Origin of the sequence: Paenibacillus sp. ov031 (assembly GCF_900143165.1) — a bacterium.
In the GTDB taxonomy this organism is placed as follows: Bacteria; Bacillota; Bacilli; order Paenibacillales; family Paenibacillaceae; genus Paenibacillus; species Paenibacillus marchantiae.
In genome coordinates this window covers 1252625-1279000 of the sequence record NZ_FRDO01000001.1, presented here as the reverse complement: position 1 = coordinate 1279000, position 26376 = coordinate 1252625, and the positions used below count along the sequence as shown (strand labels likewise).

Genomic DNA, 26376 nt, shown 5'->3' with positions numbered 1-26376 from the left:
AGGCAGGTGCTTCGACGCATATAAATTATTTTAAAACAAACTGCTTCCCAAATTACATTAACGGTTTAATCATTTAACCCTTTACCATCCAGAATCTGCTGTGTAGATTTCTCAACCCTTGACACGCGTGTTTTGGATTGCTTTGGTTGCGAAAAATAAAAAAGGTATGCCCGTTGACGTCCAGGCGTCAATGCTTCAAATGCCGTTTTCAAAGCAGGATTTTCATCCAGTTTAGTTTGAAACTCTTCTGGAACATCATATTCTGTATTTTTTTTGAGTTCCACTTTCAATCCGGCCTTTTCAACCTCAATGGCTTCAAGAATGTACTCTTTCAGGATAGTTTCCATGTCAACGATTTGTTGAAGATTGGTGAACCGGATCTGGCGAGCAGCTTGTACATTTTCTGTTTGTTGGATTAGAATACCCTGCTTATCCTTTAACAAGGCTCCTTTATGGAAAAGAAGCGCACAATACTCCTTAAATCCATGAATGATAACGATGTTTTTATTCTCCAACGTGTAACAAGGATGCATCCATTTATAGTCTTCTGTAAGGCCACAGGATAGAACGATCTCTCTTAGCTTCTCCGATTCTTCTTTCCACTTCTTTGCTTTGTTTAAATATTCATCCACCTTGGGATTTGTTTTATTAGTTGTCATCAGGGACCATCCTTCATCATGCTAGTCATATTATTGTGTTTTCTAAAATAATTCTTCTCTTACATATGATTGCCAAGAGAAAGCAGTTAATTTCATTCGAAACCATGTAGTGTCGCTTAAATATTATGACACCATTTGGCGTCTGGTCAACACTAACTATTATTTAACTCATATACATATGTCCTTTGTCCCACCTCTTACCCCTTACTAGAAAGCCGATAATAAAGAAATCAAAGTGAGAAAGCCCCTAGGATTTGGCGTATTGTAAAATTGCCGCCGCTGCACGGATTCGCAGATCTTCTTCTTCGCTATGCAATGCCTTTTTTAGAACATTGAGTGCTTCTTGAATAGTGCCTTCATCTACTCTAACTGAAGAATCATTATCTCCTTCAGTAGTTTCAGAGGTGATCGAAACCCAAGGTTCCAGTTGAGCCTGAGAAATTGGATGTTCGAATTTCGCAATGATTGAATAATGACTTACAAGTGCAAGTACTCTGTCACTTAACTCTGCTAAGGGAATACGTCCCAGCCAGGTAACACCTCGTCGGTGGCATATGTATTCCTCTCCGGTTCCGTTGGAATCATCGTAAAAATAATCACCCAAATCCCCTACATATGTCCATTCATCATCGTTTATCAAGACATAATCCCCATCCTGCATGATGTAGACAAAAGTATGGAGCGTATCTAAGACATCACTAAGTTCTGCCTTTCCTATCCTGTAGCGTTGAACTAGTTGCGCTTTCCATTCTTCTGTAGACTCGTGCTCCAAATCTCCTGTCGCCGGCCAACCAATGCCGATAAAGTTATTCTCCAGGAACGACGCGGTCCAGTCGACCTCTTGCAATGTAGATTGTATATGAAACAGATTCATATGATTTCTCCTCTATAGTGATTTCAGGATTTAAGACTAAGTATATACTCCAGACATTCGTCTCTGCATTAAAATCAATCAAAGATTGAACTTACTATATATGTTCAACTAAACATTTACACGATAACGGAGAGGACAGAAATAACCTGAAGAAGCGAAGCGTTCGCCTTTATCCCCGGATTTCCCCTTTCAAAAAAGGAATCAAAAAAATCTGGGGATAACAGCGATCGGAAGGTTGTTCTGTCATCGGAGTGTCAGTGTAAATATTCATTAGTTGCACTTATATAGCTGGTACAAACCTAACTTTGGTTCCGCAGCATCCATTCAATACTTGACTACCTACTACACGTTGTAGTAAATTGTATCTACTACGTAGTGTAGTAATAACCTTCGATATGGACGCATAACGAAGTTAAGGAGTGTTCACCGTGAACCATCTTCAAAAATTATCGGATACTGAAATGGAGCTGATGGAAGTGATCTGGGAGTGTGAGCCACCTGTCACCTCCACCGAACTGCTGAACATGTTTTCCCAAAGGGGTAAAGCTTGGAAGGCGCAAACGATCTCCACCTTTCTCTCTAGGCTAGTAGACAAAGGGGCCCTTACAGCTACAAGGGATGGACGTACCAACAAGTATGTTCCCTGTATTTCGCCCGAAGACTACAAGCTATTGGAGGCACAACAAGTCCTGGATGGATTATATCAAGGCTCTGTAAAAAATTTGATTTCAGCTTTGTATGATGGCGACAAGCTTTCTGATCAAGACATTGCAGAGCTGAGACAATGGTTTTCAGAAAAGTAGGTGTAGTCAATGAATACCATTCTTGTATTACTGTCTACGCTGACTGTTGCCGGAAGTGTCGTTGTCGCTTTCATTCTGTCTTTGCGCCTTGCTCCCTTTCAAGTCATTCCTGCAAAATGGCGTTTTGGAATTGGGAAAATGGCTTTAGTTTTGTATCTATTGCCCATCTTTCTGGTCTTTAATTGGATTTTTTCGTTGTTCACATCCAGTACTACAGTAAACGAGTTACCCTTAAATGTTCAACAAGTGTTACCTGGAGCATTCAATCCGACTCCTGCCATCCAGGTACAGACCATTTCAGCAAATGTAGCTCTCGCTTTAATATGCTTATGGGTAATCGGGGTCATAGCTTTTGCAGCATGGCAAACATATTGTTATCACAGGTTTCTCAAGACATTAAAACTTACGCGAACTATCGTTCCGAAGAACAGTGAAGTTGCGATGCTGCTCCCTGTAATCAAGGAGAATCTGGGTCTCAAGAGAGAGGTTCGGCTTGCTTACAGCACTCTAATTCACAGTCCTTTTCTAATTGGATTGAGGAAACCTACTATTTATCTGCCTCTAAAGAATTCTGAAAGTGTGGATATCGGTATGGTGTTCCATCATGAACTGATCCACTTGAAAAGGAAAGACCTATGGATCAAGGCGCTCATATTAGTAGCCCGTGCATTGCATTGGTTCAATCCATTGGTTCATATGCTTTCCAAAGATATTCATACATGGAGTGAACTGTCCTGCGATGAAGAAGTTGTAAAGGGAATGTCCCTTGCGGATCGTAAACTCTATGGGGAAACCATCCTGAACGTAGTGGCAGGATCAAGGAATTTACCTATACAATTCTGTTCCTCTTTATCCGGGGACGGCAAACAACTAAAAAGGAGATTAACTTTTATGCTTAACGTAAAGAATGTGAACAAGAAAACCTTTGTTATAGCGATATCGACGCTATTTGTTGTTGGTGCAATTAGTACAGTGACAACGGCTTGGGCTTCCAGCAATACTCCGAGGGTGGTTGCGAGTGAAGAAGATTCCGCAGTAATGCGCCCATCGCAGCAAACTGCTGTCCGTGAAGAAGCTCCTGCAGTAACACGTCCATCAGCTCAAGCGACAGCTCGTGAGGAAGTTCCAGTAGTAACACACCCATCAGCTCAAGCGACAGCTCGTGAGGAAGTTTCTGTGGTACCACATTCGGATGACCAAGCGGTAGCCCGTCAAGAAGCTCCTGTAGTAACGCGTCCATCAGCACAGCCGGTTGTGCCTGAAGAATCTCCTGTAGTAGCACGTTCGGCAGCACAACCCACAGTTCGTGAAGAAGCAGCTGTAGTAGCTCGTCCCTCGGCTCAAGCGGCAGTTCGTGAAGAGGCTTCTGTAGTACCCGCGCAAGAATCTTCCCGTCATTAAAAGCATTTTCATGAAATTACAAAATAAATAGGCTTGATATAAAGACTCCAAGTAGCCTTCGTTCAATTGTTGAACGAAGGCTGCTTCATTATTGTAGAAAAGATTAGTTTCGCTTGAGACTAACCGGCTACCTTCTCAAACGACAAAGACCAACAACATTTTGTTGTTGGTCTTGCCTGTCTTTTCTTCTCCGTTCAGCTTGCCTTATCACCCATAACTATGGTGAATGGCCTCGACACGACCCCAATCGCGGAAACGGCTGTTTTATTACTGTTCTTTATACACACGTACATAATCCACTTGCATAGTTGCCGGGATATCGGACGCGTTCGGAGTACGGCCACCGTCGAAGTTTCCGCCGACTGCCAAGTTCATAATGAGATAGAACGGCTCATCGAAAGGTGCGTTCGGATTGTTCGGTGCAGCTGTGGAATACCACTGCTGGTTAGTGACTTTATAGAAAAACTTGCCGTCGACATACCATTTAATGTTGTCCTCTTCCCAGACAACCGAGTATACATGATAATCATTGGCAAAAGTTTGCCCTTCTGGGAAGTGATAATCGCCACCCGAAGACTGGTTCACCGGCCATTGTCCGCCAAAATGTACGGTACCGCTTACAGACCCAGGTAGACGTCCTCTTGCTTCCATAACATCGATTTCACCTGATGCAGCCCATGTGCCGTATACAGAATCTTTTGGAAGCATCCACAGTGCTGGCCAAACGCCATCACCTGTAGGAAGCTTGGCACGAAAATCTACTCTGCCGTACTTCAAGGAAAGTTTATCCTTGGTGTTAATCTTACCTGAAGAATACTGTGCATACCGATTCGGATCCTGCGGGAAAGATTTGCTATCATTCATGGCTTTGATATTCAGCTTCCCGTCCTGTACATAAACATTTTGGGTGCTGTTCGTGTAGTGTTGCAGCTCTGCATTACCCCATCCCCAAGTAGCCGGATCGTTATTGAGATAATATCCTGTTTCATAGTTCCATTTACTTGTATCCAGCGTAGTTCCGTTGAATTCATCCTGCCAGATGAGATTCATGCCCGCGATAGCTGGGTCAGTTGGTGTTCCGATGGAGATATCCTCTTGATCGGATACATCCGGACGCGGAGCATTTGGATTACCGATGAAGGTATAGTTGACAAAGTTGTTGCCAATATTTCCACCCGCCTGTCCGTTCAGCGGATATCCGATACGGATTTGCATATTTTCCTGGATTGGCTGGAACCAAAGACCATAGATATAATCGGCCCAGTATCCCCACTGGTTGGCATCAGACATATTGTTGTAGCCATTAGCGGAGTATGCAAACTTGCTCTGACTGGAGTTACTCAACTCCACCCATTGCCCATTGATGTTAATCTGGTATACAAAGTTGCCCAGTTCCTTGGCGATTGGCGCACCCCCATCAATTTTGGGAAGTGGAATTCCAATGGAACCATTCGCATCTGCTGTGAAGGTTGTTCCTTCGTATGGCGTAATGACATATGAATTTCTTGTAGGTTCATTAAACGTAATGGTATAAACAAGGTTAGCTGAAGAAGTCTTTGATTCCAATTTGACGTTGATCGACTCCGTTACGTTAAACCAGTACCCTCCACCACCGTCGGTGAATTGGCCGAAGTTATGATCATAAATCCAGCCGCTAGCTGCATTATTGTCAATATCAATCCATGTGCTGCTGTTTACAGGTTTTACATACACCTTCAAATCATCCGCTACGGCTTCATAGGTTACCGCAGAATCATTGTTGAACGTTGGATATGTAAAGCCTGCACCGCCTGTGAAACTTGCTGTAATTTGCGGCCCTTGTGTTGGATTCATGGCTGTGATGGTTGTTTTGTTAATGTTTTGGAATACAAGTTGATATTCAAGCTTAACACCATTTGCTTTGGAGTACAGTTGAATTTCGGTTGTTGCGGAAAGGGTGAACCAATAGCCATTGAAACCACCATCGCTCCAGTGCCCCCAGTTTTGGTTATAGATATAACCTCCGGCTTGATCAATATCAACCCAGTTGTTACCGACTTTCACATTGACCCCCACATCACTGTAGACATCATTCCACGTAGCGGAGCCTCCATTGAACTTAGGCATAACAAATCCGTAGCTGGCTTTGCCAACCCCTGATTTTGAAATAACAGGTCCATCTGCTGGTGAGAAGTACTCCATTGAGGTAACTGTCGTTCCAGCTGCTTGAACTTTTGAAGTTGGCAGCACGCCAACACTAGCCAGCATCACAACCACTAAGAACAAACCAAGTACCTTTTTCATAAACCGTTTCTCCGTAAAATGAGATGGTTTCATAATTGCCCTCCTTTGATAGGATCATAGTTTCACCCAATCTATGCGTATAAAGGTAATCGCTTACATCGGGGAATATCTTTATTCTATCGAATAGGATAATCTGCTGAAAAGGTACAATTATTTTTGTTATATCCCATTTTTTTGGGTTTTGATTCAATTTATATATTTGTACTGTGATAGTGCACTTCACGTTCTACCTTTTGGCGCATCATTTGTCGATACTCTGTGGGTTGAATTTCCATCACAAGGCGGAACGCTCGCGTAAAGCTTTTGTAGCTTTCATAGCCTACCATAGCAGCAACTTCAACAATCTTATGATCGGTTTCGGCTAGGAGACGCCGTGCTTTATCCATACGTACATCTCTCAGATATTCGGCAAAACCTTTGCCAATGTTCTTCTTGAATAGATTTGAGAAATAGGCGTAATTAAGCGACACATGATTGGATACCATCGCGAGGTCCAGCGGCTTATGATAGCTCTCGTGTATAAAACGGATGGCTTCATTTAAATCCTGAGAATTGCGATAACTGTGCTTATATTCAAAATAGAACTGATTCAGTCGAAGCAGCTGCTGTTGCAGCGCTTGAATATAATCGCGCATCCCCGGATAATCAAAGAGATTACGCAAAGATTCAAGATCCAGCGCTTCTTCACCCATGTAGGGGCGAATTACTCGTTCGTATTCCTCCATCATCTGCACTGTGGCACCACAGAGCTGTTGGGTATAGCCAATATGATAGCGTTGAAGCACATTTTTATGAAATATTGCGGAAATGCCCTGAGCAATTTTACCACTATCGTCGGTCCCAACAGACTGGAACAGTTCATACAGTTCTTCATAGGGAAGTTGCCACTGCTGCTCCATATGCTCAATAGCTGCTGGCAGGATGATATATTGATCTGGAAACAGATAACTATGGTGGAATAGCTCATGTACTTGTGTATAGCTGCCGGGCAACATCTTTAATCCTTGCTGCGGGTCAGTCATAACGGTTATGGCATCGATCATTCCTTCCTTGAGTGCCGCTGGCAAAGCATCCGGATCTATCGCTGCATCCACTGCAAGGATCAGATACGGGCTGTGTTGCAGGCAAACGCAACCTTGTCTACCGAACACACTATAAGCAATAGCTTCCATGCTATGGACGCTGCTGGAACCCGGCTGGTTGATCCAACATTTCTCTCGCAGCAAACATAAGCGATAATTGTGCCAAAGCGAAGGATTTTGTTCCTGGATTTGGAGGATCCAGGCCTCATCGTTTAACGCTCCCTGCATAAACATTCGTAATTCTTTACGATCTGTCTCTCGGGCGAGACGGGAGACATGCTGCATGTTGTACGTAAGCGTCTGCCGTGTCTGGATTTCTTGCCATACATGCTCTAGTGAAGTTTGCAGATCCTCTCGCTTCAGAGGTTTTAACAAGTATCCCTTTGCCCCAAGTTCGATGGCTTTTTGAGCATATGTAAAATCACTATAACCGCTAATAATGAGGTATTCCACCTCGATGCGCTCCTCTTTGGTCTTTGCCATCAGTGCGAGTCCGTCCATGTCCGGCATCATAATATCAGTAATAACGATGTGAATGTTATGCTGGCGCAAAAGGATTAGCGCCTCCATCCCACTTGCGGCAGAGTATATGTTGTTCAGCTCCAGAGGAAATTGATGCAGCATCGCCTGCAGACCGTCACGTATGTGCTTTTGATCGTCCACAACCAGAATATTGATCACTCCTACCACCCTCCAAGATTTACATTTTCCCAAGGCAAATGTATCGTTACACAGGTATAAGCGCCCTGAACACTATCAATCCAAAGACCGCAATTCTCTCCATAATGAAGCTGCAGACGTTTATTCACATTTTCCAAACCAAGTCCGTTCTTGCTGGTAACAATCGGCGAATCCGAGTCTCCCCGCAGTGCCGCTTGCAGTCGAACTAACATCTCCGGGTCTAACCCCTCTCCATCATCTTGTATGTTAATAAGCAAGCGTTCATTCTCCACTGAAACGGTGATCTGAATACACACACTCCCGCCTGATGGTGCAGCGTGATGCACTGCATTTTCAACGATAGGCTGCATGCACATTTTAGGAATTGCATAGCGGAGCACCTCCTGCGGGAGATCTGCCGTCAACATGATGCTGCCGCCTTCCATTAAATTAATAAATTGAATATAACTTTGAATGTTGGCAAGTTCCTCGCGAAGTGCAACCGTATCGCTGCGCCACTGCATGCTGTAGCGAAGTTGCGAACCTAATGATACCAATGAATTCGCAATAGCAGGTTGTCGTTGAACCTCCGCGAGCATTCGAATAGATTCCAGTGCGTTATACAAAAAATGAGAGTTGATCTGCGAATGCAGTGAATGCAGCTGTGCGTTTTTGGCGATTAATTGTTTATCCACGACCTGTGTCATCAGACGTTTAACCTCATGTAACATTTTGTTGTAACTCACAGCCACCTCATCGATCTCATCCCCTCTTTCGTTCTCATCTAGGCCGGTATCAATCGTTGCATCCAGTTCTCCTTTTCGTACCTGACGCATTGAAGCCAGTACGCTGTCCAGTCGTCGGAAAATGCGCCGAGTTGTATGTGATACGAGCAGCATGATGAGCAGCAGAACACATAATGTAATCGTTACCACAAATGCATACCAGCTGCGTGGCCCCTTCATCAATGCCTGATGGGAGGCGATATCGACCACATAAGTGTTTAGCGGAGCGATATAGCGGTACAGTGCATAGTAGCTCTGATCACCTACCTTAATCTTAACGGGACTTTCCTGTGGCAGTACATCCAGCTGGCGATGAATACCGCCAAGGATTTCGTCCAGTCCTTCTCCGGCTTTTCGAGAAAACTCATGCTGGGGATTATAAACATATTGGGGAGGATCGCTTTCGTTCATCAAAACAGAAAAGAAGTCTCCCTTGCTCTCCTGGAGAAGATCGCTGAAAAACATACTGTGCGGAACGCGAATTTCCATAATACTAGGTCGTTTTTTCTCCTGACCCTGAAGGCGAACCAGCCGGTAATAGGATAGCGTATGTTCACCATCCTTAAAAGAAAATAAGCGGTAAGCCGCACCACCTTCATCCCGAAGCTTTGCCCAGTAATCCTGCGGCCAAAATTTCTGATAATGATAGATTTCAGGCCAGATTTCATATAAGTTCGGGTTATCCACGTAAAAGCTGAGCTCACTGATCATCGCATTACTCTGAATGATATTTTGCATTTGCTCAAATTGGTTTTGCTTAAATTTCACCAGTCGTAGTCCATCCACAAGCATATTGGAATGAATAAAATCCACAAATGACTTTTGAGTGAGTGCCGTGTTGGAAGCGTTCTCAATGATATCCATTCTGCTGCGCAATTGTTCATTTAGCCATGAAACGTGGCTGTTGCCCGCTGACATAGCGTCCTTGTATAGCTGGGTTTCCTGCATGCGAATATATAAAAAGGATACTAAAATAACGGGTATGGCAATCATCACGCTAAACGCCAGAAACAGCTTTTGGGATATACGGGCATTGCGGTAAAGTTTCCTCAATCTAGTCAGTAGGTAATTCACTCTGAAATCCGCACCACCTTTGTTATACCATATATTACAAGTTAGTCGATAGAGAGCGAGGTTGTTAGGGAATGATTATTCAGCCATCTTGGCTTTTCTCGCTTCCAGCTCGGTCTGACGGTATTCCATTACCTGATTAAAACCGTAATTCACACGACGGGCCAAGAAATTTTCGAAAATTTTATCAAAAGCAGCTTCATCTTTGGCAGTAATCAGTTCAGGCAGAACTTCTTCCCAATTCTGAGAAATACGCGACCAGGATAAGGCTATATCGGAATCTCCTATAGGATCTATTCCCTTATAGATGCCGCTGTCCATATCCGCCTGTTTGTTCGCGAACTCCTCCATTTGCTTAACGGATGGCGCCTTTTCTGGTCTCCACTGGTTAACGAAGGCAGGGTTGCGCAGCATCCAGTAGGTATCCATGATACCGTATTCCTTTTCCAGACGCTCCCTATCTGTGTCAAGCAATTGGACCATTTCCGCCGTCAACTGCGGTTTGCCATCCCTCATCGCCCATGTTTCGCCTTCTTTACCCAGAAATACATCCCTTTGGCCTTCTTCACTCGCTAAATAGCTCAAAAATCGGATGGCTCGTTCAGGACTCTTGGTGGATTTGCTAATCATCGTAACCATCCAACCGTCCATGTTACCAGGGAACAATCTGGCGGAATCACCGTGACTGTTTTGCGGGCCATCCACAGCGATGTAGTATGAGTTTGGATATGCACCTGCCGCCAATATCGGATTGATAGCCGCCATGCCAGTCCACTCGCGAATCATCATAAAATAACGGGAATTACTGGTTTTTTCCTCTACCTGAGCATTCGAATCCACCAGAAAATCCACATTAATCAGGCCACGCTCATAAGCTGTACGGAAGGTTTTCAACCAGGTGATATAGTCTGGGTCGGTCATACGGTCGTTAAATTTTCCTTCCTTTTCATGGGGAATAGCCAGCAGGTTTTGCAGGTACTCGGTCATCCCATAAGAGACATTCCCCTGAGCAAAGAAGGGACTAATGAGCTGACCTTTATACACAGAATACTGATCTTTTAACAATTGCAATGCGTTCAGAAAGCCTTCCGGAGTGCTCAAATCGGGTCTACCCATAGCCTCATAGAGATCCTTTCTTACCAAAAAGGTTTGGTTCGCAGCCGTCAAACCGGTTGTCTGCATTAGGCTGGGACTGTATGAATCATTTGGAATGCCATATGTATTGCCGTTTTCCTGACGATACCACTTCAGTGTACCGTCCCCCGCGACCTTGAAAAAGTAGGGATCATATTGCTCCGCCAGTTCATTTAAGGCATACACCTGATCCCCTTCCCACAACTTATTAATCGCACTTTCCCACGAGCCTATTGTCATCAAATCAGGCAGCTTACCGGAAGTCATCATGAGCGCAATTTGTTCGCTTGCTTCACCCGATGGCACTTCGAATTTGATGTTAACACCTGTTTTCTCTGTTACAATTTTGGAGGTCATGCTCTCACCCCATGTGTGCCCATACCAGTTCGCACCTACAAACCAGGTCAAATCCACAGGCGTGGTATCAAGCTTCCATGCGGGTTCATCGGGGTTCGACTTGTATTCAATCGGCTGTTGTTTAGGATGAACGGGCTGTGGGAGTGATGGATTTTCACTTTGCTCTGATTGGGAACACGCGGCCAAAACCAGCATTAAGATTATGGTCCCATAGATGACCATGCTGTGCTTAATGGAACCGGGTTTCATTCCATATCCTCCTTTCTTGACTACGGTTGTGAATTAACCTTTGCATTAATCATCATATAACCGATTTTACTATCCTTGGATCGAAATGGAAATGCCGCTTGCTACCTAAATATTGGTTTAGATAAGTTCTAACTCAGGCACGGCTATTTAAAGAGGATTATTACTCTTTAAATAAAATAAAACAAAGGTAGCTGATTACTCAGCTACCTTTGTTTTATTGCCTTCGGGAGAATCTTCCCGTTAGATTATAAATCTCACTCGTAAGCGCCGATATTCACAGCAGCTCCCTGGACTCTCGGTTTCCCCTCAATATCCAGTGTTCCGATAATTGCATTGTCCGTGTTCCCGGCATCAATCGCTGGAGATGTAGATTGAAGATGGAAATCGTATCCTGTAACATTCACAAATTTGGGATCAATGAACAAGGAATGCGCGTCATTGCCAGTTCCCGTTTTATAAGCAGAGAATCCTGTGTAATCTTTATTTTTCCAAGTCCAGTTGGCTCCATTGCTTCCGGCAGGGGCGAAATAAAGATTATAATCCACAACGTTTCCGGAATTTTTGGTGTATTCATTGTAAATCAATACATCTGTAGAGCTGGCTACGAAGATGTTGTTCTTAATTACGTTATTTTGTGTGTCGTATTGAACGTAAAGCTGGCCGCTGCCATCGCCAAGCGTGTCATTTTTGTATACGGTATTGTTAACGATCTTACAGTTTACGGTGGAGCCGCGTTTGGTATCATACCCGCCCATGGCGATGCCAGTGAGTCGGTTGTTGTAGACTGCGTTGCTGCGAACAGTAATATTGCTGGTAGATTTACCGGCATGCTCGGACGCAATCTCGATACCGATATCATTGTTGTAGCTGTAGTTCTGTTCAATAATACTATCCTTGCCACCATCGACATAAATGCCATCGGCCGCATTACTGTTATTCGGAAGTGACTTCCCATACGAAGGATTATTGTTGGAAGTGATATTGTAGACTCTGTTGCCCTTCACGAGTCCGTTCCGTACCTGATCGTAAGTCGTATTCGGCGCTTTACCCTCATATCCGATGAGATCAATGCCGATGTTGTCGTTATCGTGGATGACATTATTCGTCACCGAGAAGGTGTCCACGTTACCGTTGAGAACCAGGGATTCGCTGGAGCCGAGCACAAGATTATACAGTTCATTACCATTAATCGTAATATCGTGAATGGATTCCGGTGCCTTTGTTCCATATACGGCGATCCCATGTGCGTCACGGCCAAGGAGATCACTGCCGGTTGGGGTGGCCGTGTTTTTGATATCATGGACTTTGTTACCAGACAAATTGATGAAGCTGCCTGATCCGTGAACATAAATGCCTACGGGCATGACGTCCTTAGTAGCTGTAGTATAATTGCGAATTTCAAATCCCTGAAGGGTAACGTAATTCACATCGGTCAGGTCAATCAACCCTTCAATCCCACTAACCGAAAGTCCTGTACCGTCAATAATCGGAGTCTCCGTGCCATCGTTAGTGAATACAATCGGCCCCTGTGAAGCGGAGCCTGAGCGGGTGATCTTCAGCTTCTGGTTGTACACACCGCCACGAACATGCACCGTACTGCCTGCAGGAACAGCATCCGCTGCGTGCTGAAGCGTCTTCCATGGCGCGCTGCTCGTTCCCGCACTGGAGTCATTTCCGTTTGTCGCTACGTAGTAATCTGTGCCTGCTGCGGCAGCAGATGAGGACCATTCAATGCCTGAAACCAGTCCTATCCCTACCGCCATACTTAATCCCACCAGCAATGTTTTACCGAATTTCAACATATTCTCAACTCCCTTTGATCAATTTGGTTGTGTTAGATTAAAATCAGGATTTATTGTTCATGCTCAGCCTGCAAAAGAAGAACAGCCTCCATTGTCGGCAAACTCCCTGTGCCACCAATGCCAAGTGTGGACAATGCTCCACATGCATTGGCAAATCGCAGCAGTTCATCACTTCGCATCCCAAGCAAGTATCCATATATGATTCCTGCGTTGAAACAGTCTCCTGCCCCTGTCGTATCGACGGGTGTCAAAGTGTAAGATCCGGCCGATATTCTACTTTCGTCCAGTTGACGTAGTGTAGCACCTTTTGACCCTTGTTTGACCGCTACAATTCCTGCCACACCAGGAAGCATGGAATCAAGTACATGGCTTACCCCAGCGGCAGGGAAAATGTGCAGCAGTTCATCCTCGCTGGGAATAAACAAATCAGTTACCGTCAGTAGTGCACTTATGCCCTCGCGGTCCCATTGATTGGATACATCCCAGCCGGTATCAAAAGACGTGCTGATCCCATCTGCCCGCAATCTTGTAAAGAGCTCTCGCCAATGAGGTCTCATTCCATCCTGCAAATAATAGGAACCAAAATGAAGATGTGCGGCCTGCTGCAACAGGGACTCCGGGATATAATCCGGTGTTAACAATGGGATACTGCCAGCGTAAGTTAACAACCCGCGGTCATCGGGTGTGGAAAGCGACAGAGTTACACCTGTCTTGATGCCAGACAATCGGGTTACATGCTCTGTATTTACGCCCATACGCTGCAGCTCAGCTATACAGAATTTTCCGAAATCGTCATCTCCCACTACGCTAACGAATCTCACATCCGCTCCCAGGCTTGCCAGCGCACAGGCCGTTATTGCTGAAGAGGAACCAAGTACAATCTCGAAACCATCAACCATTTTTTCCCGATTCCATTCCGGCATGACATCCGTTCCCGATACAATGACGTCGACATTTAGCTCGCCAGCAATGACAACAACGGGACTTGTTTGTTGTCTCTGCATCATTTCAATACCGGAACAAATCCCTGTTCCGCCTCATACAGTTCATCGAACATACTTCCGATCTCCTCCAGGGAGCATACGGCAGCAGTTAGCGGATCCAACATCAGTGCATGGCGAGCCATCTCCCTGTCACTCCTCCGCACAGCTTCCACTGCCAGGTCAAAAAAAGCCATGTTCGAGCGGCACAATGCGGCCAAATGCTCGGGCAGTCTTCCAAAGCGACAAGGCTGAACGCCTTTCCCATCAACGAGACAGGCCACTTCCACCACACCATCAGCCTGCAGATTTTCAATCAGCCCCCGGTTAGGAACGTTACCATAAATGACCTTCGGCTCATTCTTCAATACTGCTTCGATAATAATGGCTGCATATTCATTACTGGATTTCAGCTCAAGCGGTGCCGTTCCCTCAAGCTGTGAAACGATCTGCTCATCATTCTCTCTCCGCCAGATCGGCCAGTTGTCAGCGTAGAATCCCGTAGCTCCGTTATAACCTGAGTTGCAGTGCTGGTCGATAAGTGATTGGCGTTTACGGTAATACGGGATATATTCCGAGAAATGGCCGCTGGATTCCGAAACGAATGCACCCAGGTATTTCATCGCATCAAAGCGGACCGGGTCCTGCCGCAGCAGTTCAGGAGTTTGTATTTTCTCCAGTAATACTGGATACAGATCTCTCCCGGCGTGGGACAGCTCCACGAACCAGGACATGTGGTTAATACCTCCGGCTTTCCATGACATCTCTTCATATGGAACTCCTGCATATTCAGCCAGTTGAGCCGACGTGTTCTGGATAGAGTGGCATAGTCCCACCACCGGAATATCCGTAATGCGGGAAGTCAGGAGTGTAACCGCCGACATCGGGTTGGTATAGTTTAGAATGATGCAGTCTGGGCAGAGCGCTTCGATATCCCGCACAATCTCCATCCAGCTGGGAAGGGTACGGAGTGTCTTGAACAGTCCCCCTGGTCCCAGCGTATCGCCAATGCACTGCTTTACCCCATATTTCAGCGGAATTTCATATTCATAACGAACCGTCTCCAGCCCGCCTACTTCAATTTGATTAATCACGAACTGTGAACCGCCGATGACCTCTCTGCGATTTGTAGAGGCAATCACCTCCCACGTCTTCCCTGTCTGTTCCACGATCTGAAGCACCAGCCTGCGTGCCAACTCAAGCCGCCGCTCGTCAATATCAACCAGGGCAATAGTTCCACCCTCCAAGCCTTCAATCAGCAGGATATCCATAGCGATCTCTCGTGTAAATGCACTGCCTGCTCCGATAATTGAGATTTTAGTCATAACTCTTCTCCTCACCCGTTATTTCATGCCCGTCATAGCTAGGCCTTTAATAAATTGCTTCTGGAAGATCAGGAACATTATAATAACCGGTATTGTAATCAATACCGCAGCTGACATGACCACGTTGTAATTGACCTGGTGCGTTCCGTTAAAATAGACCAATGCCAGCGGAACGGTCATCTTGCTCTCATCATTTAATACAATCAGTGGCCACAGATAGTTATTCCAGGAGTTCATAAACGTGAATATTCCCAACGCTGACAGCATCGGCAGAATAAGCGGCATAACGATGCGAAGCATCAGCCTGAATTCGCCAGAACCGTCCATCCTTGCTGCCTCCAGCAGCTCCTGTGGAATCTCTTCTATGAATTGTTTAGCCAGAAATACGCCGTAGGAGCTAACCAGATTGGGCAAAATAATCGCCAGCAAATGGTTAACCAGTCCAAGCTCAGCCGTGATCAGATACGTGGGAATCATAATAACCTGAAAGGGAATCATCATGGTTGCCAGGATCAGAATGAACAGCAGTTTCTTACCTCTAAACTGATGCTTGGCAAAGACATATCCGGCTAGAGCGCTTGTAAACAAGGTCACCACCGTTATGATGACGGAAGTCATCAGACTGTTCAGCAGCCACGTGACAAACGGCGCCTCGCTAAAAACCGTTCGGTATCCGTCCAGACTCGGCTTACTTGGTAAAAAACCGGCGGAACCTGAGACGATGTCCATGTTACTTTTCAGAGATGAAAGTACCATCCAGACATAAGGCAAAAGCATAACACAAGCTATAACTGCAAGAACTGCGATAGTAAACCCTTCCCACAGGCTGAATTTACGCGGCATCGGCTTCTTCTCCCCTCTCCTCTCAATGTTCCCATTGCGTGCGTCCCCATCGAAGTTGCAGCAGCGTCACAAGCAGGATGATCATTAGAAATACGGTTGCCATAGCAGATGCGTACCCCATATTGGAGCTGGAGAAGGCCTGTTCATAGATTTGCAGTGACAGCACTCGTGTTTCGTTGAAGGGTCCGCCCTTGGTCATAATCTGAAATTGTGGGAAGGCCTGAAAATAGGAAACAACTGTCGTGATGGAAACAAACAGCAACGTTCTACGCAGCAATGGCAGTGTGATGTGAAGAAAGACATGCCAGCGGCCCGCCCCCTCCAGCGTCGCTGCTTCATAGTACATATCCGGGATAGAATCCAGTCCAGCAATGAAAAGAACGATATTATAGCCAATATCAGCCCACAAGGTCATCATAATGACGGAGTAGAGCGCATAATGCGGATCACTGAGCCACTGGATCGGCGCCATATTCATCTTGGCGAGAATCATGTTGAACAAGCCGTCATTGTAATTGAACATGGTATTCCAGACGATGGCCGTTCCCGCCAGCGGAGCGATCGTGGGAAGAAAGAATATAGTCCGAAAGCCATTTTTAAGCCACGGGATGCGGACTCGCTGAATCGCTGAAGCAATCAAAAGCGTAATGACAATGTTGATCAATACGGCGATAAATACAAATTTGAAGGTTACCCACAGTGACTTCAGAAAGATGGAGTCCTGGAACATGCGAATATAGTTTTCCGCCCCCACGAATATCGCGTTTGAGCTGAGTGGGTCATACTTGAATGCGGATAAGCCCAGGCTCCATGCGATGGGAAGGAAAGCAAACACCCCGAACAGAAGCAAGATCGGTACGAGTGAGATGATGATGAACCTTCGTTTTGCCCTGTAAGCTGTTGACTTTACCGCTGGGTTAACCTTGTCCGCCTTGTTGGTAGATATAGCAGTACTCATGCCCCAGCACCCCTATCACTTATGTTGATCCTGATTATCATTGATCGTCTGTTCAATGTTCGCTAACCCGTCCTGGACACTCTGCTGTCCACTAGCCATCAGCTGGAAATTGTCGTTAACCTGCTTGAAGAAGAAATCCCGGTCTGCTATAGGGCCGATCCATTGACCTAACGCCAATATGTCCAGCGAAGGCTTTAGATGAGGATTGTTCTTCAGGAATTCCGGGTTTTCGGCAATTTCTTTTTTGGCTGGTACGGTAAAAGTATCCGTATTCCATGTCGAGAGGTTGTCCTTCTCCGAGATGAATTGGATGAAATCAAGCGCAGCCTCCTGCTGTTTGCTTTTCTTGGATACCGCAAGACCCCAACCGGATTCGGCAGCAAAAACGGGTGGATTTTCCGTAAAGGAAGGCACGGAAACGTATTCAAAATCATCAACCTTATAGTTGTTCTGTCCCGCAGCAATCGTCCAGGGACCGCGATAGGTCATGGCTGATTTCCCCTGAAAAAAATAGTCAGAGGTATCCAGCTCACCGCCGAACGTGGTTAAATCCGCAACTTTGTCATCGGCCACGAGCGAGACCAAGGTGGACATCGCTTTCTCCGCCTCCGGTGAGTGGAAATTAACATGTTCGTCTTCACCCATAAAACTTGCACCTTGCTGCAAAATAAGGGATAAGAAAGTAAACGTAATATTGTCTGCTGATACAAAATCGAAACCTTTGACTTTGATGACATTGTTCTCACGGACAGTCAATTTTTTGGCGTAATCCACAAGCTCTGTCCAGTTGGACGGTGCGTGATCGAAGCCTTGGTCTTTGAGCATTTGCGGGTGAATCAACATGCCGCCGTTCTCAATGTTGTATTCAAGTGGCAGCCCGTATAACTTGTTGTCTCGCAAATATCCCCCAAGGGGAGCATCATAGTACTCTTTTTTTACATTTTCACTATCAGGGATTTCGACAAGCAGATCGTTCTTGGAATATTCGGGCACCCACGTGCCGAAAAATTCGGCAATATCGGGTGGTTTCTTCGCGGAGAATGAGGCTTTCAGCTTCTGGCTGTATACATCATATGGAAAGGTCTGATACTCGATCGTTATATCGGGGTGTAAGGTCTGGTATTTGGATATTAATTTCTTGTATGCGCCCACAATGGCGTCTTCCTGATGACTCCAAAAGACCAGATTCACCTTACCTTGCGGGTCTGCGGATGTATCGCCGCCTGAAGAGGAGGAGCTGGAACAGCCCGCTTCAGCGAATACAACACAAACCATCGCAATGATCAGCATAAACTTGGAAAAATGCATTCGCATATCCTCCCTTGTCCTGCAAATTAGCCAGCATATGAAGGGAAGGGCGTTTGAGTATTACGCGTATTTAAATAGAAGCAATGTGGTCTGTAGTTGTATGTATCGCAATCTGATGCTCCTGGCACGCCTGCTCAAACCATCCCTCCGGCTGTTTATTCGTAATTACCCCTGTCACCTGAGTTAAGGGAGCAATCGTAAACAAAGCACTTTTCTCAATCTTGCTTTGATCGAATACAGCATAAACCTCGCTGGAACGTTCCATTGTTAATTGGGCAATACGAGCTTCAAGCTCGGAATGCATCGTAAAGCCGAAATTCTGCGTTACTCCGTCCACCCCGAGAAACATTTTCGTAATGTTAATTTTGTCGATCACACTTTCTGCCAGCGGACCGCATAACTCGTAGCTTTTAGACCGCATAACGCCGCCAATGACCACAACCTGAATATCTTCGGTATCAGCCAATTCATAAGCAATATTCACCGCGTTGGTGACAATTGTAATATTACGATGCTTTTTGAGTGCTTTCGCAATAAAGAACGTCGTTGTACCGCCCGTCAGGCAGATAATGTCTCCCTCTTTAACAAGGGCAGCGGCCGTGGCAGCGATCCGTTCCTTATCCATCCGTCGGAAATCGCGTTTTGCTGCAAAAGGTAGCTCCGATACCGCCGACGTCAGGCCCCCTTCATATATGGCTCCCCCATTTGTTCGAATAATCTCGCCCGCTTTTTCAAGTGCGTCCAAGTCACGTCTTGCGGTTGCTTCCGAGCAGCCAACCGTCTGGACAATCTCTTGCAGCGATATTTTTCCATGCGATTTAATCAGTTCCAATGTTTGTGCTCTGCGCAGTTCACCCTTTGAATATTGCATAAGTCTCTCCTTTAATATGTCTGGGCCTGCATGATATCCGTTAACTTCAGCCCGTGCTAGCTCTATTGTGTAGGATGAAAGGATGGATTGCAATATGTCGACGTGAACTGCATCCCATAAGAAAAGTATCTCTCTAACGGTTATTCATGAGGGATATGAAGCTGATTTTCAAAACCTTCAACCATCATAAAGGTATAATTTGCACCTGATGTTCGTACTCCTCAAACAGAACATAGTCGATGTCACCTGCTTTAGAAGACATTGCATTCGTAGCAGCAGCCGCGACAGCCGTACGCAGTCTGGACTCATCCGAATCGCCGCGCTCTCCTGCATATGCCATGCCGGCAACAAAGGCGTCTCCGCAACCTACCGTATTCACAGGCTGAATGGTTGGCGGCTTCACCATATATGCTTTTCCGTTTAAAATAGCCAGAGCACCGTCACTGCCGAGTGTTATGCACACCTCATCAATGTCTTGATCCGCCAACCTGTGCGCTGCACGGGCCCATTCGCTCACGTTTCTTGGCTTCTGCCCCAGCCATTCGGCCAGCTCCTGCTCATTCGGCTTCACGAAATGGGGTGTTGCACTCAGCCCAATGGTGAAACTTGTTCCACCTGTATCCAGAAAGGCTCGCGCGCCTGCTGAACGAACAATAAAAATCAGTTCTGCGTACAATGTGTCCGGTGCACCTGGGGGCAAGCTTCCAGACATAATAACTGCACTAGACTGGATGGCGAGCTCCTGTACTTTTTTCTTGATCGCTTCAACTTCAGCTTCTGACATATTTGGACCCTGCCCAAGCAGCTCGGTAGAGCTACCACTGGAATCATCCACAATGTTGAGGCAGACTCGTGAGTCTCCCGCTGATTGGATAAAAGCAGTCCGTATCCCTCGTTCAGTCAGATTTCTCTCAATAAATACACCGTTATTGCCGGCAATAATGCCTGTAGCTGTGACTTCACCGCCGAGCTGCCGGATCACCTTGGCTACGTTATTGCCTTTGCCGCCCGGCTCATTAACCTGTCTTGTCACCCGATGCATTTGACCTACGCCAAACTTGTCAACGTATAATGTCCGGTCGATGGCCGCATGGAGTGTGACCGTGGTAATCATCGGACTACGCCGGCTTTGCCAGTGCTTCCACATAACCGTATTTTCTCCATGGCAAGCCGTTTAACTGCTCCCTTCGCCGGAGCCATGTATTTACGTGGATCATTCTCTTCTGGATGGATTAAAAATACATCTTTGATAGCTTCGGAAAAAGCAATACGCAGCTCTGTGGCTATATTTACCTTGGACATCCCAAGTGCAACCGCCCGATGAATCTGTTCAGCTGGTATGCCCGAACCACCGTGCAGCACCAAAGGAACAGATACTCGATTCGCAATGGTTTCAATTCGTTCAAAATCTATGTTCGGCTGTCCCTTATAAATACCGTGTGCGGTACCGATTGCTGGAGCCAGTGTAGTTACACCAGTACGTTCAACAAACTGCACGCAATCTTCCGGATCTGCTAGAGAAGCATGCTGTTCCTCGACGACAATATCGTCCTCAACGCCGCCAACCTTACCAAGCTCAGCCTCCACGTTTACGCCAGATGCCTGAGCAACCTCCATCACTTTACGGGTTAGGTTCACATTTTCTTCAAAAGGATACATGGATGCATCGATCATAACGGAGGTATAACCTGCTCGTATGCATCGGATAATCGTTGAAAAATCAGTGCAGTGATCCAAATGAAGTGCGATGGGGATATCCGTCAAGTCCGCTGCGGTTTTAGCCGCATGAGCAATGTAATCTGGTCCCAAGTGGTTGACTGTGCCCACCGTGGTTTGAATAATGAGCGGTGATTCGGTTTCTACAGCCGCTTCAACGACAGCCTGAAGCATTTCCAGGGTATGAACGTTAAATGCAGCGATGGCGTATTGATCCCTGCGAGCTGTTTGCAGCATTTCAGTGGACGAGATCAGTGGCATATCCATTCCCCCTTTTAAGGTTTCGTCGTTACATAGCGACGATTTGAACGATCCTGCACCTCCCTTCACGGGTCAGATGAGTATGGGAAACATTTGATGATTTCTAGCTTGTGATCATAATAATCTTTTTATTTGATTAAATCAATCATTATTTTGGAAAACTATTGCAATTTACAGGGATATAAAGGCATAATTATGATTATCACAATCATTTAACTATATATTTGATCGAAAAGATCACAAACTGAAGCTATCAATCTAAATCATTCCCGGGAGGTATTTTTATGAGTTTGACGTATCGTGAAGTAAAAGAACAATATAAGGCCCTACAGCAGACCTACAACTATTTACTGGCCAAGCGCACGGAATTTACTGCCTTTGTCCAAGCTCAAGCGATTACCTCCGTAACCTTTGTTGGCGCCGGGTCCAGCTATTGCTTGAGCGAAGCGGCCGCTTTTTCCTTCCGTTTGCGTGCTGGCCTGCCTGCAATGTCACTTGCCGCTGGTGATCTCATGCTCCATGCAGACCGCTATCGTCCCATGCTGGAGGGTAGCCTGATCATAGCGCCGTCACGATCTGGCAGTACGAGTGAGGTCGTTGAAGCATTGCGTTTACTTCAGTCCGATCAACGTATTCCATTATTAACGATTTCTTGTGTAACGGGCTCGCCGTTATCCAAAAACGCTGAGTTCCCTCTGGAACTGCCCTGGGCTTTCGACCATAGCGTTTGCCAGACCCGCACAGTAACCAATCTGTATGCAGCCAATCTGCTGCTTGCCGCTTTTCTTGCTGGTGATGAGGAGCTGATTATCGATATGCAGGAAGCGATTCATCAAGGTGAAGCCTACATGGCACGTGTAGAGGACAGCATCCGCCGTGTCTCCGACTTCAATTGGACGAATGCAGTCCTGCTTGCAGACGGTGAACTACAAGGCCTCGCAGCCGAGGGTGCCATCGCTCTGACCGAAATTGCCAAGACACAAGCCCACGCATACCATCTTCTTGACGTTCGGCACGGGCCGATGGTCACCGTGGGTTCGGATACTTTAGTGATTGCTGCCTTGTCGGACAGCGGTATTGAGCATCAACGCAATCTGTTGAGGGATATTAAGGAGCGTGGAGCCACCATTATCACGTTTGCCGATCGAACAATGGGTATCCCGCAGAAGTTCATCGACCTTGAGATCACAACTAGTCATCCGCTTAATACAGCGGTACGGGGTATTCCTTTCATTTTCATCTCGCAAATCGCTGCTTTGGCTAATGCCGAACGCCATGGTATTAACCCGGATCAACCCGATGGGCTGGTGGCCTGGGTCAAGCTATAAAAGATAGCTTAGTTCTTTCAATTGGCTTGGAAGGTTGGAAAAGGGGAATTTCAGAGGGAGATCCAAAGACTTCTATTCAGCGGAATAGAAGTCTTTTACTTGAATGTCAAAAATCAATTTTATACGTCCTGTGAGATAATTAGGCAAACATTTGATATGAATGATATAACGCTAGAATGATGATTTGGTACATAATAAACCTATAAGAAGGAGGGCTTTAACATGGAAAAAGTAATACTTAACAATGGTGTGGAGATGCCCATTATGGGTTTTGGTGTTTATCAAATTGCAGATCAAAATGAATGCGAACAAAGCGTTTACGATGCCATTATGGCAGGATATCGCCTGATTGATACAGCTGCCTCATATCTGAACGAAGAAGCCGTTGGTCGAGCCATTAAACGAAGTGGTGTCCCAAGAGAAGAATTATTTATTACTACAAAGCTTTGGGTTCAGGATACTGGATATGAAAACACTAAAAAAGCATTCCAAAAATCTCTGGATCGATTGCAATTGGATGTGTTGGATCTGTATTTAATTCATCAGCCTTTTGGCGATGTGTACGGCTCTTGGCGCGCTATGGAGGAATTGTATCGTGAAGGAAAGGTCCGTGCTATTGGAGTTAGCAACTTCCAGATGGATCGTCTGATCGATTTAATCATTCATAATGAGGTAGTTCCTGCGGTAAACCAGGTTGAAACACACCCTTTCAATCAACAAATCGAAAGTGCTGCTTTTATGAAAGAAAATAATGTTCAGATTCAATCCTGGGCGCCTTTTGCTGAAGGAAGAAATGATCTGTTCCAGAATGATGTATTGCTATCCATTGCGAAAAAGGTGAATAAATCTGTTGCACAGGTCGTTTTACGCTGGTTGACACAAAGAGAAGTCGTTGTCATTCCGAAGTCTGTTCGTAAAGAGAGAATTGTTGAGAACTTCAATATCTTTGACTTTGAATTAAGCCAAAATGATATGGAATCAATTACTGCATTAGATACGAAGCAAAGTCTGTTCTTTTCTCATAACGACCCAGAAATGGTGAAGTGGCTCGGTACACGTAAACTTGAAATCTGACCCTTTCTATCGATAAAAAAGTCGCCATTTCTGGCGACTTTTTGTGTTCATGCCCTATTGAACTGTTTACTACAACCCAATAAACATATTTCTACTGAACGGTCCCCAATTTCCACCAGTGAATCCGGATCTCCCCTCCAAATTGACAAAGCATGGAAGCAAAATATAAAGAACACCCATAGTCGCGTTAACATTGAAGGTTATAACAAATCTCGTTTTGGAATTATTAATAGGAGCTATCATCCCCCGATCAGCACGAATCGTGTTTTCTTTCGTGATGGCTTCTCCCATTCCTACACTGGCTATATCTGATGGACTAGACATATTACTTCTTATCCAATAATTCGATATGTTTGTTGCTGATGCTAAATCCGCTGGCTGATCGTACGTCACTACAATCTGATTGGATGCGACTTGCCTAACCTCCACAACTACAGGATGAGGAGTCATAGCTTCCCTTTCTCTCCCGCCCACGTTCTCGATCCAATAAGGATGTGATGTATTCGAATGATGATTAATTGACATAAGATTAAAACCTCCATGACTGACTTCAATAGTCATTTGTCCTGAGATAATGTATGTAGGTGAATGACCAATGGTGTCTTACAATGCACCCCAGATCACCAGCCATAGCTTCAAATCATCAGGACTCAAATGTTATTAAGCTTTTATCTCACGTACAGTCACAAAAAAATACACTTCACACAATGATAAAGTGTCTGAGTGTATTTTTTATGGTCAACCTATTATTCTAGTATTATAAATCCGTTGGTGAGTATATTGAATGATATTATTTATTTAGAATAGGTATTTCCCCTAGCAGGTTCTTCAAGTTGATTGAATCCCATGGCATATGCTCGGTAATACCCAATCCCACAACATCTGTTTCTTCCGACAATTCTTTGAGCAGATGAAGGAGCTGAGGAATTTGCAAGCTTCCCGCAGGAGAGTACGTATAAGGGCCTTCAGGATTAGCGAATAATAACGAGCGAAAAGCCTTAGGATCAAGCACATCTAGATCCAGGTGAATAGCCAGATGTTTAATGCCGCTTTCTTTGATCCACTGTTTGATGGATGCTGTACTTTTCGTTAATTCTTCGACTCCGGCAGTTTTAATGCCAAGTCTTTGAATCATTTCAGTATCTGATTCTGCAGTCGTTATACCTAATCGTTCAAACGCTTCTGAGATCACTTCGTCTTCCTGTTCTGTAGGTGTTGCCAACCCCGCGATAAAGACATTTTCAGGTTTTAGAGGGATTTTTACATGTTTTGCAAACTCTTCATCCCCTTCTCCCAAAAGATTACCCAGAGGTAACGTATGTCCGTTATCATAACCCGCGTAACCAACCAAATCACTGTGCGCGTCGATCCAGATTAAGCCTAATTCTCCATTATACCGTTCGTTTAAATAGGCAAACGGAGCTTGTTCGACCAAGCAGTCTCCACCAAACATGACGATACGGTCAGGCTTGTGAGCATGAATAATATGCTGGGCTGCTTCCAATTGTTCAATGAGCTGTTTTCTCCCATTTACACCATCCTCGTTTTTCAGTGGGGTTCCATCATATGCTTGTACAGGAACTTGAATCAGGGGTTGATCATTATCAGGAGCCAGCCAGGCAAGCAGTTCCGCCCCAAAAGAGTAGTTAGGATTATTTCCCCCTTGCCATTGTGGCATTAACAGACGTATTGTTTTTTGATTCATGTTTTTCTCTCCTTTACTTCAAAGTAAGGTTAGTATAAACTGAACGCAAATCAAAAAGTAGTACGCACAATTATGACAGGTACTACCCGAAAGGATAGCATAAATATGAGCATGGCTGAATATCAAGGTAAGGTTAAACATATTCAAGATACGCCTTTTGGCTACACATTGTCTGTCATTGGCGGCAAATGGAAGATGGTCATCATTTATCTTTTAGCAGAAAACCAACCGGTACGCTTCAATGAACTGAAAAGACAAATTGGAGCGATTACGTTTAAAACACTGAGTTCACAACTAAAAGAATTGGAAGCGGATGGTATGGTCGAACGGAAAGAGTATCCACAAGTCCCGCCTAAAGTCGAGTACAGACTGACCGATAAAGCGGAAACGTTATTGCCTGTTCTGGAAGGTTTATGTGAGTGGGGAGTACAAAATCAAAGTGAAAGAGATGTGTTGGAGGATGATTAACTTTAGAAATAAAACCTATCGCTGTACCTCGGAAATTGTCATGAGCTTACTTAGCGGTAAATGGAAAATTTCTATACTCAATCACTTAACTAAAGGTCCCATTCGGTTTAATGAACTTCAGCGACTTCTTCCGGACGCAACTCAACGCATGATTACAATGCAGCTCAGAATGCTTGAAAGCGACGGCCTGATTATTCGCAAGGTCTATCCGGTTGCACCGCCAAAAGTAGAATATTATTTGTCCGATCTGGGCGAGGAACTGGCCCCCATGCTACAGATGTTGTGCAAGTTTGGTACGACTTATATCGAGAAATTCCCCGACGAAGTATCCTGCGACAATGATGACTCTCGCCGCGACATCGCTAATGTAAATTAAAGT

At 45.2% G+C, this 26376-nt stretch carries 23 protein-coding genes; 6 read left to right on the top strand and 17 right to left on the bottom strand.

Annotated features, from left to right (window positions below; all coding sequences use genetic code 11):
- Positions 1–65: 65 nt before the first annotated feature.
- Together BUA17_RS05520 and BUA17_RS05515 are read right to left on the bottom strand one after the other, a co-directional pair.
- Complete coding sequence (locus BUA17_RS05520) at positions 66–659, bottom strand: YdeI/OmpD-associated family protein (protein WP_072732856.1); 594 nt, start codon at positions 657–659, stop codon at positions 66–68.
- 247 nt (positions 660–906) lie between these two features.
- On the bottom strand, positions 907–1533 hold the full coding sequence (locus BUA17_RS05515; protein WP_072732855.1) for a hypothetical protein: 627 nt from the start codon (positions 1531–1533) through the stop codon (positions 907–909).
- Between the two features lie 428 nt (positions 1534–1961).
- Here BUA17_RS05515 and BUA17_RS05510 point away from each other — a divergent pair, with 428 nt between their 5' ends.
- Together BUA17_RS05510 and BUA17_RS05505 are read left to right on the top strand one after the other, a co-directional pair.
- A complete protein-coding gene (locus BUA17_RS05510; protein WP_063565003.1) occupies positions 1962–2336 on the top strand; it encodes a BlaI/MecI/CopY family transcriptional regulator in 375 nt (124 codons plus the stop codon).
- A gap of 9 nt (positions 2337–2345) precedes the next feature.
- Complete coding sequence (locus BUA17_RS05505; protein ID WP_072732854.1) at positions 2346–3737, top strand: M56 family metallopeptidase; 1392 nt, start codon at positions 2346–2348, stop codon at positions 3735–3737.
- A 267-nt stretch (positions 3738–4004) separates the two neighbouring features.
- On the opposite strand, the gene BUA17_RS05500 is transcribed toward BUA17_RS05505, so the two are convergent.
- The 13 genes from BUA17_RS05500 to fba form a co-directional block, all read right to left on the bottom strand.
- The gene (locus BUA17_RS05500) at positions 4005–6053 is read right to left on the bottom strand and encodes a glycoside hydrolase family 16 protein (protein ID WP_064638366.1); all 2049 of its coding nucleotides are present in this window, start codon (positions 6051–6053) and stop codon (positions 4005–4007) included.
- Between the two features lie 158 nt (positions 6054–6211).
- On the bottom strand, positions 6212–7783 hold the full coding sequence (locus BUA17_RS05495; RefSeq protein ID WP_072732853.1) for a response regulator: 1572 nt from the start codon (positions 7781–7783) through the stop codon (positions 6212–6214).
- Between the two features lie 2 nt (positions 7784–7785).
- On the bottom strand, positions 7786–9621 hold the full coding sequence (locus BUA17_RS05490; RefSeq protein WP_139295613.1) for a sensor histidine kinase: 1836 nt from the start codon (positions 9619–9621) through the stop codon (positions 7786–7788).
- 75 nt (positions 9622–9696) lie between these two features.
- Positions 9697–11358, bottom strand: coding sequence for an extracellular solute-binding protein (locus BUA17_RS05485; RefSeq protein WP_072732851.1), 1662 nt, complete (start codon positions 11356–11358; stop codon positions 9697–9699).
- A gap of 254 nt (positions 11359–11612) precedes the next feature.
- Positions 11613–13160: a right-handed parallel beta-helix repeat-containing protein gene (locus tag BUA17_RS05480; protein WP_072732850.1), complete on the bottom strand. Its 1548-nt coding sequence runs from the start codon at positions 13158–13160 to the stop codon at positions 11613–11615.
- Between the two features lie 50 nt (positions 13161–13210).
- The gene (locus BUA17_RS05475) at positions 13211–14167 is read right to left on the bottom strand and encodes a carbohydrate kinase family protein (RefSeq protein WP_072732849.1); all 957 of its coding nucleotides are present in this window, start codon (positions 14165–14167) and stop codon (positions 13211–13213) included.
- Positions 14164–15465: an alpha-galactosidase gene (gene melA / locus BUA17_RS05470; protein ID WP_072732848.1), complete on the bottom strand. Its 1302-nt coding sequence runs from the start codon at positions 15463–15465 to the stop codon at positions 14164–14166. The genes BUA17_RS05475 and melA overlap by 4 nt, the downstream gene beginning before the upstream one ends.
- Before the next feature lie 18 nt (positions 15466–15483).
- Complete coding sequence (locus tag BUA17_RS05465; RefSeq protein WP_063565012.1) at positions 15484–16308, bottom strand: carbohydrate ABC transporter permease; 825 nt, start codon at positions 16306–16308, stop codon at positions 15484–15486.
- A 22-nt stretch (positions 16309–16330) separates the two neighbouring features.
- The gene (locus BUA17_RS05460) at positions 16331–17266 is read right to left on the bottom strand and encodes a carbohydrate ABC transporter permease (protein ID WP_063565013.1); all 936 of its coding nucleotides are present in this window, start codon (positions 17264–17266) and stop codon (positions 16331–16333) included.
- Positions 17267–17281: 15 nt separating this feature from the next.
- Complete coding sequence (locus BUA17_RS05455) at positions 17282–18574, bottom strand: ABC transporter substrate-binding protein (RefSeq protein WP_072732847.1); 1293 nt, start codon at positions 18572–18574, stop codon at positions 17282–17284.
- A 70-nt stretch (positions 18575–18644) separates the two neighbouring features.
- Positions 18645–19445: a DeoR/GlpR family DNA-binding transcription regulator gene (locus BUA17_RS05450; RefSeq protein WP_072732846.1), complete on the bottom strand. Its 801-nt coding sequence runs from the start codon at positions 19443–19445 to the stop codon at positions 18645–18647.
- Positions 19446–19629: 184 nt separating this feature from the next.
- A complete protein-coding gene (locus BUA17_RS05445; protein ID WP_083584588.1) occupies positions 19630–20592 on the bottom strand; it encodes a 1-phosphofructokinase family hexose kinase in 963 nt (320 codons plus the stop codon).
- Positions 20556–21422 (bottom strand): class II fructose-1,6-bisphosphate aldolase, encoded by an 867-nt coding sequence (gene fba / locus BUA17_RS05440; protein WP_072732844.1) that lies wholly within the window; start codon positions 21420–21422, stop codon positions 20556–20558. Before fba ends, BUA17_RS05445 begins: the two co-directional genes overlap by 37 nt.
- Before the next feature lie 284 nt (positions 21423–21706).
- Between fba and BUA17_RS05435 the strand changes: the two genes are divergently transcribed.
- Positions 21707–22750, top strand: coding sequence for an SIS domain-containing protein (locus BUA17_RS05435; protein WP_072732843.1), 1044 nt, complete (start codon positions 21707–21709; stop codon positions 22748–22750).
- Between the two features lie 222 nt (positions 22751–22972).
- Positions 22973–23824 (top strand): aldo/keto reductase, encoded by an 852-nt coding sequence (locus BUA17_RS05430; protein ID WP_063565018.1) that lies wholly within the window; start codon positions 22973–22975, stop codon positions 23822–23824.
- Positions 23825–23893: 69 nt separating this feature from the next.
- On the opposite strand, the gene BUA17_RS05425 is transcribed toward BUA17_RS05430, so the two are convergent.
- Positions 23894–24349 carry a hypothetical protein gene (locus BUA17_RS05425; RefSeq protein WP_329959852.1) on the bottom strand — a complete coding sequence of 152 codons (456 nt, stop codon included), beginning with the start codon at positions 24347–24349 and terminating at the stop codon, positions 23894–23896.
- 265 nt (positions 24350–24614) lie between these two features.
- Positions 24615–25529 carry an arginase family protein gene (locus tag BUA17_RS05420; protein ID WP_072732842.1) on the bottom strand — a complete coding sequence of 305 codons (915 nt, stop codon included), beginning with the start codon at positions 25527–25529 and terminating at the stop codon, positions 24615–24617.
- Between the two features lie 105 nt (positions 25530–25634).
- Between BUA17_RS05420 and BUA17_RS05415 the strand changes: the two genes are divergently transcribed.
- Positions 25635–25997, top strand: a complete 363-nt coding sequence (locus BUA17_RS05415) for a winged helix-turn-helix transcriptional regulator (protein WP_063565019.1) — start codon at positions 25635–25637, stop codon at positions 25995–25997.
- Positions 25990–26373, top strand: a complete 384-nt coding sequence (locus tag BUA17_RS05410) for a winged helix-turn-helix transcriptional regulator (protein WP_063565020.1) — start codon at positions 25990–25992, stop codon at positions 26371–26373. Before BUA17_RS05415 ends, BUA17_RS05410 begins: the two co-directional genes overlap by 8 nt.
- The last annotated feature ends 3 nt before the right edge of the window (positions 26374–26376 follow it).